The sequence below is a fragment of the Labrys methylaminiphilus subsp. lupini genome (genome assembly GCF_051161885.1).
Taxonomy (GTDB): Bacteria; Pseudomonadota; Alphaproteobacteria; order Rhizobiales; family Labraceae; genus Labrys.
Genome location: NZ_JBMDIH010000001.1, coordinates 4,929,602 through 4,940,883 on the forward strand (window position 1 = coordinate 4,929,602; position 11,282 = coordinate 4,940,883).

Consider the following 11,282-nt stretch of genomic DNA (forward strand, 5'->3'; position numbering starts at 1 on the left):
GTTGACATGCATGAGCGAATGAGCGAGTTTATGAGCGAATGGAGGGGGCATGCACGAACAGGAACGCTGGCAGGCCATCGTCAGGCTGGTTGGGGAGCGCTCGGTGATCTCGGCGCGCGAGCTTGCCGCCGTCACCAGGGCCTCACCCGCAACCATTCGCCGCGATCTCACCCATCTGGCCGCGCAAGGCATGGTGCAGCGCATGCATGGCGGCGTCCGCGCCCTGGCCTCGCCGGAAGGCGCCAAGCTCGAGGCCCGGCGTTCGGGGGGCAGCCAGGCCCTCAACGCCGAGCGGAAGAGAGCGATCGCCGAGCGCGCGGCGGCGCTGTGCCGGGACGGGGAGTCCATCATCATCAATGGCGGCTCGACCACCTTCCACATGGTGGAGTTCCTGCGGGCCTCGCGCCTGCAGATCCTGACCAACTCCTTCCCGATCGCCGCGGCGTTGATGCAGGAGAGCGATAATCGCATCATCCTGCCGGGTGGCGAGATCTATCGCGACCAGAGCCTGATCCTCTCGCCCTTCGACGAGGATTCGATCCAGCATTACACGGCATCGAAAATGTTCATGAGCGCGGCCTCCATCGGTCCGCTCGGCCTGATCGAGAGCGATCCGCTGATCGCACGGGCCGAAGCCAAGCTGCTCAATCGTGCGGCCGATCTCGTCGTCCTGGTGGATTCCTCGAAATTCGAGCCGCGCGGCTCGATGGCCGTCGCGCCGCTGTCGCGTATCCGCCGGCTGATCACCGATGACGGCATTCCGCTCGCTGCCCGCGACATGCTGGAGGAGACTGGCGTCGAGGTCGAGGTGGTTCGTGTGGCAGGTTGACGACGAGTCTTCTGGCGAAATTCCTATCAGTTCGGTTCGCTGATCGAGGTTGCCAAACGAACCGCTTCAGGTGCTCGATCGCAACGAGGCTCGCGATGCCGAGTTCGCGCTTGCGAACTCGGTTTTTGCTATTCTTCTCGTTCCTATTCCTCGCTACGCAACTTGTGCCCGCGCCCGCAGAGTTGTGGCGTCGCTCTCAAGCTGATCGACTGCGATGTCGTCCCGATAGGTTTCCGGACCCATCCATACGGCATAGGCCGTGCAGAGGCCGAGGAAGATAGAATAAAGCGCTACCGGCCAAGACGAGCCTGAAGCCCACGACACCATCAACGTCGCCAATGCGGGTGCCGGGCCGCCGGCGAGAAGCGACCCGAGTTCGCGCGCGAAGGCGAAGCCCGAGAAGCGGCGTGCCGGTCCGAAGAGTTCGGAGAAATATGCAGCCTGTACGCCGAACATCATACCAACCGCTATCTGCGCCAGCCAGAACGCGGCGATAGAAGCCAGGAACGATTTCGACTCGAGCAGCCAGAAAAATGGAAACGCGATGAGACACCCAAACAACGCGCCAGCAATGTAGATGGGCCGTCGGCCGATGCGATCTGACAGTGCCGCAAAGCCGATCACACAAGCTATCTGCACGACATAACTGGTCATCAACACCAGCAATGATTGATCCTTGGGGAATTCGAGCGTGTTCACCGCGTAGCTAAGTCCGAACACCGGGAATAGATAGCCAAAGCCGTTCTCGGCAAGACGCGCGCCGAGGACGACGAAGAAGTTGCGCGGCTGCTTCGTCAGCGACTCGATGATAGGATTTTTCGACTTCTTTTCCGGCTCGGCGGCTATCTTCTCGAACACTGGTGTTTCATCGATACGGTAGCGCACGAACAAGCCGAACGCGACGATAACGATGCTGGCCAGGAATGGCAGGCGCCAGCCCCAATCCATGAATTGCTCTTGCGGCAGTTGCGAGACGAGCCAGAACGCGCTCGATGCCAACATCATTCCGAGGCCGACTCCGGCGGGCGCAAACGAGCACCAGAAGCCGCGTTTGCCGATTGGCGCATACTCGGCGAGCAGGATCACGGCGCCCGTATATTCGGCACCTGCGCCGAAACCTTGCATCAGTCGCATCGTGACGAGAAGGATTGGCGCCCAGATGCCGATTTGGTCGTAAGTCGGTAACAGGCCGATGAAGACTGTGCCGATGCCGACTATCATCAAGGTGATCAGCAGCACCGGCTTGCGGCCGATGCGGTCGCCAAGATAACCGAAGAACAAGCCGCCGAAAGGGCGGGCGATGAAGCCGACGCCGAACGTTGCGAGGGCGATCAGCGTGCCCTTACCACCGAAATCGGCGAAAAATAGCTTGCCGAACACGAGACCGGCGGCCGTCGCATAGATGAAGAAGTCGTACCATTCGAGTGCAGAGCCGACGCAGGACGCGACGATGACCTTGCGCGGATGCATTTCCGCCGCAGCTTTTGGCATAGAGAATCCTCCCCGGAGGCATTTGTTTTGTATCGAATGACCGGCGCCTCGTTGGGCGCCGGCTGCGCTTTACGCACAGGGGCACGGCACGGCTATGCTGCGCGCTCGTCCTTCTGACCTGCCTTGGCGAAGGCGCTGACCGCGCCCGCGCTCTTCTGAGTCTTGAAGATCGACGACGCGTCCGGCGCCGGCGGCAACGGCAGGAGTACAGGTACGTCTTTCAGACGCGGACGCATCGTCTGCTCGCCGAAGATGATCCGGCTTTGCACTGCGTCATAGACTTGGCGCTGGTTCATGTTGAGGAAGGCGCCGGCGCCACCCGCGAGTGGCCAGGCATCGGCCGCGCACATCTCATAGAAACAGATGAGGCGCGCCCGATCAGACACGTTCGGCGCGGACCCATGCAATGTACGGCAATGATGTACCGTCATCGAACCGGCTTTGCCGGTCAGCGTGACGATCTTGTCCTTCTCGAACAGCGGATCGCTCGGATCGATTGCGCCGGCGAATACGCCGTTGACGAAGTGACTGAGTATCGGGCCCTTGTGCGTGCCCGGTATGACGAGCAATGGACCGCTTTCTTCCCTGACGTCCTCAAGCATGAGGCCGATTGCCAGCACGTCATCATTGGTGTGCGGATAGAACGCCCAGTCTTGGTGCCATTCGACGGCGGCCCCGCCGCCTGGTGCTTTCGTATTGAGCTTCGAGGTCTGCAAGCGCACGGCCGGACCAAGAAGGGCTTCCAGAACCGAGCGGAATTTGCTGGATTTCAATATGTCCCAGAACGCAGGCATCTGAATGTGCGGCATCTTGATGCGCGTCAACTTCGGATTGTCTTTTGAGTGCCCATCGTCGAGGTCGAACACCTCATCGCTCACCGAGACGGCCCGCGATTGATCGATCTTCTCATAGGTCAGACGTCGCAGTTCTTCGAGCTCCCCGCCCGTAACAACATCCTCGACAAGAATGTAGCCATCGTCGTGATAGGCCTGGATTTGGGCTTCACTGAGCATTTTTCCTCCTTGCGGCACGGCGTTTCTTCCTCGAACGGATAGTGCCTGTTTGCGCAAACATGATTGCGCAAACATGTTTGCGGTAACATAATCTTGAGTCAAGCGCGTTGAGTTGTGAGAGGAAAAATAATACGAGGCGGGGTCGGTCTCTTGCGCCGTGATGCGCCGAAGCGAATAATTTGAAAAAAGGCGCATGGCAGACCCCAAACCACACCCCAAAACAGAACGCAGGCTCCGCATGGATGATGTGGCGGAACGCGCTGGCGTTTCGCAGATGACCGTGTCGCGCGCTATACGCACGCCTGAGCTTGTCGCGGCGACAACACGTGCCCGTATCGAAGCGGCGATGGCCGAACTGGACTATGTGCCAGATCTCCTGGCCGGCAGTCTTGCCGCACGGCGTAGTGGGTTGATCGCCGCGGTGGTCTCGACGTTCGAGAACGCGATTTTCTCACAGACCATTGCGGGCCTCACACGCTGCGTCGAAGCAGCGGGCTTTTCCATTCTGCTCGGCTCGTCGGATTATTCGGCGGCCGACGAGGAGCGTTTGCTGCGCGCGATCCTCGGCCGTCGTCCCGATGGAGTCGTGTTGACCGGTACGCTGCATACCCCCCGCGCCCGCCGCTTGCTGAGCACAGCCGGCGTGCCCGTCGTGGAGACTTGGGAACTGCCGGCCGAGCCGGTCGACATGGCGGTCGGCTTCGACAATCCGGCTGCTGGTCGCGCGATGACGATGGCGCTGCATGGTTATGGCTATCGGCGCATCGGTTTCATCGGTCCTGGTGACGAGAATGATCAGCGCGGCCTGCAGCGGCGCGAGGGCTATCGCAGCGCATTGGCGGCTCTGGGCATAGCGCCACGCGAAATTGCCGTTGCCGCTGTGGTCACCGGCATGGAAAGCGGTCCGGCACTCCTCGATGAGTTGCTTGCCCGTTTTCCCGATACCGATGCCGTGTTTTGCTCGCTCGATGCCATTGCTGCTGGTGTGCTGCTGGCCGCGCAGCGGCGTGGCATCGAGACACCGCGAGCGCTCGCCGTCGCCGGCTTTGGCGATTTCGCGATCGCTCAGCCAAGTGGCCTTGATCTCACCACGATACGCATCGCCGGGCGTGACATTGGGACGCGCGCTGGCGAATTGGTACTAGCGCGCATACGCAAAGAGACGGTTCCCGTGCGGATCGTCGATATCGGTTTTGAAGTGGTGCGCCGCAGTTCGGCGTAGCGGCAGTTGCAAAACGCCGGCGGTGCGGCGGGGACGCTCTTTGTTGGTCAAAAGGCAATCGCCTATGGCGAGCCGTTCCGGGCCTATGCCCCTGCCTGTTCGATCCCAATGCTTGCCGTTTGCACGGTGTCGCGCGCACAATCCGCTTGTGTTCCGACCGAAAAGCAATGGCGCTGGGTGAAATTCGTATCAGCCGCGCCCGCCAATCGAGGTTGCCAAGCCGGGGCACCCCTTTAAGCTGAATGCTCAGAGCAGCCAAAAGGCTGCAGGACATCCGGGAGCGAGCCGCGACATGGGCGATCAATATTTCATCGGGGTCGATGTGGGCACGGGTTCGGCGCGGGCCGGCGTGTTCGACGCCAAGGGCAAGCTGCTCGGTTCGGCCAAACAGGCGATCACCATCTGGCACGAGGCTGGCGATATCGTCGAACAGTCCTCCGAGAACATCTGGCAATCGGTCTGTGTGGCGGTGAAGGGCGCGCTGGCCGAGGCCGCGGTCGAGCCAGGCGCCATCGCCGGCATCGGCTTCGACGCGACCTGTTCCCTGGTGGTGGTGGGCAAGCAAAGCGAGCCGCTTTCCGTCGGCCCCTCCGACGATCCCAATCGCAACGTCATCGTCTGGATGGACCATCGGTCGCTCGACCAGACCCGGCGCATCAACGAGACCGGCGAAGAGGTGCTGCGCTATGTCGGTGGCGTGATCTCGCCCGAGATGGAGACGCCCAAGCTGCTCTGGCTGAGGGAACACAAGCCGGAGGTCTTCGCGGCGGCCGGTTATTTCTTCGATCTGCCCGATTATTTGAGCTGGCGCGCCACCGGATCGCTGTCGCGCTCGGTCTGCACCGTCACCTGCAAATGGACCTATCTGGCGCATGAGAAGCGCTGGGATGCCGGTTATTTCCACAAGATCGGCCTGGGCGCACTCGCCGACGAAGGTTTTGCCCGCATCGGCGACACCATCGTGGATGTCGGCACACCGCTCGGTTCCGGCCTGACCGAGGCAGCCGCCGCCGATCTCGGCCTGACGGCGGGCATTCCCGTCGGCGCTTCCCTGATCGATGCCCATGCCGGCGGCATCGGCACCGTCGGCGCGGCCGGCAAGGACGGCGAGGGCGCCGATGTGACGGGGCGCCTCGCCTATGTGTTCGGCACCTCGGCCTGCACTATGGCAAGTACGCGCGAGGCCGCCTTCGTGCCGGGCGTCTGGGGGCCCTATTTCTCGGCGATGGTGCCGGGCCTCTGGCTGAACGAGGGCGGGCAGTCGGCCGCCGGTGCGGCGCTCGACCATCTCCTCACCTTGCATCCGGCCTATGCCCAGGCTGTGGAGCGGGCCGACACCGCCGGGCGTCCGCTGCTGGCCTGGCTAGAGGCGCAGGCCAATCTCGCCGGCGACGCCACTTTGGCACGCAGCATCCACGTCGTGCCCGAATTCCTCGGCAATCGTGCTCCCCACGCCGATCCGGATGCCCGCGCGGTGATCGCGGGGCTAGATCTCGAAGATGATCTCGACAGCCTGGTCAGGCTTTATGTCGCGGGGCTCTGCGGCCTGGCCTATGGCGCGCGGCAGATCGTCGAGGCGATGGCGGCCAAGGGCATCGTGCTCCAGCAGATCATCATCTCGGGCGGCGCGGCCCAGAGCCCGTTGGTCCGCCAGATCATCGCCGATGCCACCGGCATCGAGGTTGCGGTGGCCGAGACGCCCGAACCCGTCCTGCTCGGCGCGGCGATGCTCGGCGCCGTCGCCGGCAAGGCCTATCCCGCGCTGGCCGAGGCGATGAGCGGCATGTCCGCTTTGGGAGCCACCTATGCGCCCGGCCAAAGCGAGATCCGTGCGTTCCACGAGAAGAAGTTCAAGGTCTATGAGGTGCTGCAGGCGGCCGGGCGCCAGGCCCGCGAACTGATGGCGTGAGGAGACGATCCCGGAATCGCCTCAGACCGAGCCTGCGGTAACGCCGTGATTGCAAAGATCATGGCATGTGATGAGATAAGCGCGGCCGTGATTCGGTCGCTCTCGTTGCCGGCCCGGCCGTTCGATCGGGCCTGTGGCGTATTTTGCCGTTTTCGCAGCATTCCCGGACGGAGTTCCCATGACCGACACCTTCAGCCGCCGCCAGATCGTCACGCTGCTGGGGGGCCTGGGGTTGGCCGGCATGTCATCGACCGCTTTTTCGGCGCCCAATCCCAAGCCAAAGCCCAAGCCGGATCCGACGCCGGTGTTGCCGGCGGCCGAGGGGAGGCTGCGGATCGGAGTGATCGTGCCCGTCAAGGATGATCCCTTCTACAAGGCCTGCGCCGATGGGGCCCAGGAGGCCGCGACGCAGATCGGCAATCTCGACATGGCCGTCGCCGCGCCGGAAAAGCGCCAGGTGCGCGAGCAGGCCCTGTTCATCAACGGCTTCGTGAAGCAGAAGGTGGATGCCATCCTGATCAGCCCTGTTGATGCTGGCCTGCTGGCGCCGCTGTGCAAGCGCGCCATGATCCGCGGCATCAAGGTGGTCTCCTTCGAGCAGGCCCTGCCGGCGAATTCGCGCATGGCCCATGTTGATCCCGTCAGCAATCGCGGCAAGGCGGAAAGCTTCTTGGCGATGCTGGCCGATGACGCCAAGGATGGCGGCGACATCGCCATCCTGGCCGGCGGGCGCAATGGCGCGGACGGGCAGGGGCTGGTTTCTGAGACCATGCAGCAATGGCTCAAGCCGGCCTATGGCAAGCTCAAACTCGCCGACACGCTCTATGGCAATGATGACGAAAAGGCCGGCTATGCCGCCGCGGACTTCGTGCTGAGGCAGCGTCCCAATCTCAAGGGCCTGCTGGTCTTCAGCCCGGCAGCCTTGGTGGGCGCGGCGCAATGCGTCACCGACAGGGGCCTTGCCGGCAAGGTCTTCGTCACCGGCTTCGGCCGTCCGGCCACGCTGAAGGCCGCGATGTCGGCAAAGGCCGTGGAATGCTTCGCCACGGCCAATCCGGTGGATATCGGTTATGCCGCCATGCAGATTGCCGCGGCGCTGGCCAGGAACACCATGGCGCCAGGCACGGGCAGCATGCTTACCGCCGGCCGCCTCGGCCAGATCGCCCTCGGCGAGAACAGCGTCGCCACGCTGCGCCCCTTCGTGGTCGACGCCAAGAATTTCGACAAATACGCGGATCTGTATTGAGCGATCGACGCCTGCTCCAACTCCTTGTTTCGACGCGTTTTGCGATGCCTGCCGATCCCGTCAAATCGCAAAGAGCTTAGCGAGCCGACCATGTCCGTCACCGCCGTGCTCGATGTCGGCAAGACCAATGTGAAGCTGGTCCTGTTCGACGGCGCCACCAGCCTCTGGCAGGCTTCGATGCCGAACCGGCCACTGGCCGGCCCGCCTTATCCACATGCCGATGTCGAGACGATCTGGCGGTTCCTGATGGAAGGGCTGCGCAAGGCCGGTGCCGAACACGCCATCGCGGATATCGCCGTCACCACCCATGGCGCCGCCATGGCTCTGATCGGCGAAGGCGATCTGGCCCTGCCGGTGATGGATTACGAGTTCGAGGACGTCGGCGAGGTCGAGGCCGAGTATGCGTCGTTCCGGCCGCCTTTTGCCGAGACCCTGTCGCCGCCGATGTCGGCGGGGCTCAATTCGGGCAAGCAGATCTTCTACCAGCAATTGCGTCATCCCGAAGAATTCGCGCGCGTCAGGCACATCGTGCCCTATCCGCAATATTTCACCTGGCGCCTTACCGGGATCGCCCGCAACGAGGTCACCGGTATCGGCGGCCATTCCGACCTGTGGGCCGTCCGTGAAAGGCGCCTGTCCTCGCTGGTTGTCAGCCGTGGCTGGGAGGTGCTGTTTCCGCCGCCGATCGCGGCCTATGCCGTGCTCGGCCCGCTGCGACCCGAGATTCAGGCCGAAACCGGCCTGCCCGACACGGTGCGGGTGCGTGCCGGCATCCATGATTCCAACGGCTCGATCCTGCCGCATCTGATCACCTTCGAGCCGCCCTTTACCTTGGTTTCCTCTGGTACCTGGGCGGTGATCATGGCGCTGGGAGCCGATCCCGACCGGCTCGACGCGACCAGGGACATGCAGGCCTATGCCGATGTCGAGGCCCGGCCGGTGCCGGCGGCCAAATTCATGGGCGGGCGGGAATATGCCGTGATCCTCGATGGCGCGTCCGCGTCCTGCTCGCTTGCCGATGCCGCGGCCGTGATGGCGGCGGGCGTGTTGGCGCTACCGAGTTTCGTACCCAATGGCGGCCCTTTTCCGGGTCATCCCGGCTCGATCCGGGGCATGCTGCCGGCCGGCGAGGGCATGCGGGCGGCGCTCGCCAGCCTCTATTGCGTGCTCCTGACCGATTATCTGCTGGAGGCGCTCGGTGCTGACCGCGGGCCCTTGCTGATCGAGGGCAGCTTTGCCGCCAATCCCGTCTATTGCGGCCTGCTCGCGGCACTGCGCCCAGGGCAGGCGGTGCTGCCCAGCCTCGACAGTTCCGGCACCGCCTACGGTACCTCCCTTCTCGCCACCTGGCCCGACATGCCGGCGCGGGAGCCGGCAAAACCGGCAACGGCCTATGGCGACGCCGGGGCCCTGCTGCGCTACAGAGCCGAATGGCGGGCGGCGCTTCCGTCAGCGGCGTGATGCGAGCCGCATGGCGCCACCAGCCTCAGGCGGCCATCTCGACCTCGCGCCCACGCCCAAGCCTGACCATCCAATCGGCCATGTCGGGACGGTGCCGTATCTGGAAGGCATAATGCCGGCGAAGAGCCTGCGTGAGGCGTCCGCCCCGGCCGAGAAGCTCGTCGGCAAAGCCGATCAGCACGGAATTGGGCCAGGCTTGCGGGCGGATCGTGCGCAGGCGGGCAAAGATCTCATCCCCCGACAGGCTCGGATCGGAGCGGGCGATCAGCGAGGCCATGGCTGCGGTCGAGCGCGAAACGCCCATATGGCAATGCACCAGCAGGCGTTCGGGAATGAGGAGGGCGCCGGCCTCGTCGCGGGCAAAACGCAGAATTTCGGCCATGTGCTCGCGTGCCGGCATGACCTTGCCGGCGAGCGGATCGATGATGTCGTCGAATTGCAGAATGGTGCGCTGATGTACGCCATAGGTACCGAAGGCACTTAGCTCGGGCCAGTGCGGGTCCACGATCGAAAGCACATGGCTGATGCCGGAGCCGCTGAACTGATCGAGTTCGTCGATGCCGCAGACGGTCCAGGCCGCAAAGGAAGGAAGGGAAGTCATAGGTTCCATGAGCAATGTGACGGGAGAGGGAGGGCTTCGACTGTCGTAGCGACTGGCATCACGGTCATCAAGACATTCGCGCGCAGGGCTCTAGCAGGGCGGTCACTGTCCTGCCAAAATTAATCAGACAAATTACAGCCGACTCTTGCATTCGCCGGCGAGGCGGGCATGAATGGCGCCTCTGCGCGGGAGAGTCGGTGGCCAAGTCCGGCCGTTAAGCCGCCCGCAGGCAGACAGACCGGCAAGAGCCGGCTGGCAATGTGGAGGGAACGACATGTTCGACGATCAATCTCGTCGCAGCGCCTTGAAGATCCTGGGTGGTTCGCTGCTGGCGAGCGCCCTGCCGCTCGGCGCGGTCACGCCGGCTTTCGCCGCCAACAAGCGCATCGCCCTGGTGGTCAAGAATCTCGGCAATTCCTATTTCGATGCCTGCCGCGACGGCGCGCAGCAGGCGGCCAAGGAACTCGGCGGCATCGAGATCATCTACACCGCCCCCACCAAGGCGACGGCCGAGGACCAGATCGCTGTGATCGATGCCCTGATCGCCCAGAAGGTCGACGGCATCATCGTCTCCGCCAATGACGCCAATGCGCTGGTACCGGTCGGCAAGAAGGCGGCGCAGCGCGGCATCAAGGTGATCTCCTTCGACAGCGCCATCGCCAAGGGCGGGCGCATCATGCACCTCAACGCTTCCTCCACCGATATGATCGGGGCCAAGCAGGTGCAGATGATTTCCAAGACCCTCAAGGGCGAGGGCGAGGTTGCCATCCTTTCCGCCGCTTCGACCATGACGAACCAGAACTCCTGGATAGCAGCGATGAAGAAGGAGTGGGAGAAGCCCGAATACGCCAAGCTCAAGCTGGTGGATACCGTCTATGGCGATGACCAGGACGACAAGTCCTATCGCGAGATGCAGGGCCTGGTGAAGACGCATCCCAATCTCAAGGGCGTGATCTCGCCCACCACCATCGGCATCCGCGCCGGCGCCAAGGCGATCATCGACGGCGGCCTTGCCGGAAAGGTCTTCATCACCGGCCTCGGCCTGCCTTCGGAAATGAAGGATGCCGTGCTCAAGGGTGCCTGCGACTCGTTCGCGATCTGGAATCCGGTCGATTACGGCTATTCGGCCACGCAGATCCTGGCCGGTATCATCGGCGGCGAGGACGCCAAGCCCGGCTCAACCGTGAAAATGGGCCGCATGGGCGAGACCAAGATCGGCGAGGACGGCGAGGCGGTGATGGGCGAACCCTTCACCTTCGACAAGGCGAATGTCGAGAAATTCGCCAAGATCTTCTGAGGAAGACAGCGGCGGCTCATTCCACCGTGCCCAGAGCGGCGCGACTGGCCCTCTCCAGCGGAGCCGGGGAGGGTGACCCGACGAAGTCGGGTCGGGTGGGGTGTGGCGGGCAGCGCGATGTTCTCTCGGAGACTTGCGCGACCGTGGTGCCATCTCGTTAAGCTCGGCGCGCTGCCCGCCACACTCCATCCGTCAGTGCTTCGCACTGACACC

9 protein-coding genes are annotated in these 11,282 nt (G+C 63.5%); 6 read left to right on the forward strand and 3 right to left on the reverse strand.

Features of this window, described 5'->3' with window-relative positions; genetic code table 11:
• The first annotated feature begins 49 nt into the window (after positions 1-49).
• A complete protein-coding gene (locus ACN6KF_RS23145) occupies positions 50-829 on the forward strand; it encodes a DeoR/GlpR family DNA-binding transcription regulator (protein ID WP_434959107.1) in 780 nt (259 codons plus the stop codon).
• Positions 830-982: 153 nt separating this feature from the next.
• Here ACN6KF_RS23145 and ACN6KF_RS23150 read toward each other — a convergent pair whose 3' ends face one another.
• The gene (locus ACN6KF_RS23150; RefSeq protein ID WP_434959108.1) at positions 983-2,320 is read right to left on the reverse strand and encodes an MFS transporter; all 1,338 of its coding nucleotides are present in this window, start codon (positions 2,318-2,320) and stop codon (positions 983-985) included.
• A 92-nt stretch (positions 2,321-2,412) separates the two neighbouring features.
• Complete coding sequence (locus ACN6KF_RS23155; protein ID WP_434959109.1) at positions 2,413-3,333, reverse strand: phytanoyl-CoA dioxygenase family protein; 921 nt, start codon at positions 3,331-3,333, stop codon at positions 2,413-2,415.
• 238 nt (positions 3,334-3,571) lie between these two features.
• Between ACN6KF_RS23155 and ACN6KF_RS23160 the strand changes: the two genes are divergently transcribed.
• The 4 genes from ACN6KF_RS23160 (at position 3,572) to ACN6KF_RS23175 (ending at position 9,171) form a co-directional block, all read left to right on the forward strand.
• Complete coding sequence (locus ACN6KF_RS23160; RefSeq protein WP_434959110.1) at positions 3,572-4,555, forward strand: LacI family DNA-binding transcriptional regulator; 984 nt, start codon at positions 3,572-3,574, stop codon at positions 4,553-4,555.
• 292 nt (positions 4,556-4,847) lie between these two features.
• The gene (locus ACN6KF_RS23165) at positions 4,848-6,464 is read left to right on the forward strand and encodes an FGGY-family carbohydrate kinase (RefSeq protein WP_434959111.1); all 1,617 of its coding nucleotides are present in this window, start codon (positions 4,848-4,850) and stop codon (positions 6,462-6,464) included.
• 178 nt (positions 6,465-6,642) lie between these two features.
• Positions 6,643-7,710 (forward strand): substrate-binding domain-containing protein, encoded by a 1,068-nt coding sequence (locus ACN6KF_RS23170; RefSeq protein WP_434959112.1) that lies wholly within the window; start codon positions 6,643-6,645, stop codon positions 7,708-7,710.
• A 90-nt stretch (positions 7,711-7,800) separates the two neighbouring features.
• Positions 7,801-9,171, forward strand: a complete 1,371-nt coding sequence (locus ACN6KF_RS23175; RefSeq protein WP_434959113.1) for an FGGY-family carbohydrate kinase — start codon at positions 7,801-7,803, stop codon at positions 9,169-9,171.
• Positions 9,172-9,196: 25 nt separating this feature from the next.
• Here ACN6KF_RS23175 and ACN6KF_RS23180 read toward each other — a convergent pair whose 3' ends face one another.
• Positions 9,197-9,772 (reverse strand): tyrosine phosphatase family protein, encoded by a 576-nt coding sequence (locus ACN6KF_RS23180; RefSeq protein ID WP_434959114.1) that lies wholly within the window; start codon positions 9,770-9,772, stop codon positions 9,197-9,199.
• A 304-nt stretch (positions 9,773-10,076) separates the two neighbouring features.
• On the opposite strand from ACN6KF_RS23180, the gene rhaS reads away from it, so the two are divergent.
• Positions 10,077-11,069, forward strand: coding sequence for a rhamnose ABC transporter substrate-binding protein (rhaS, locus tag ACN6KF_RS23185; RefSeq protein ID WP_394311249.1), 993 nt, complete (start codon positions 10,077-10,079; stop codon positions 11,067-11,069).
• Positions 11,070-11,282 lie beyond the last annotated feature (213 nt).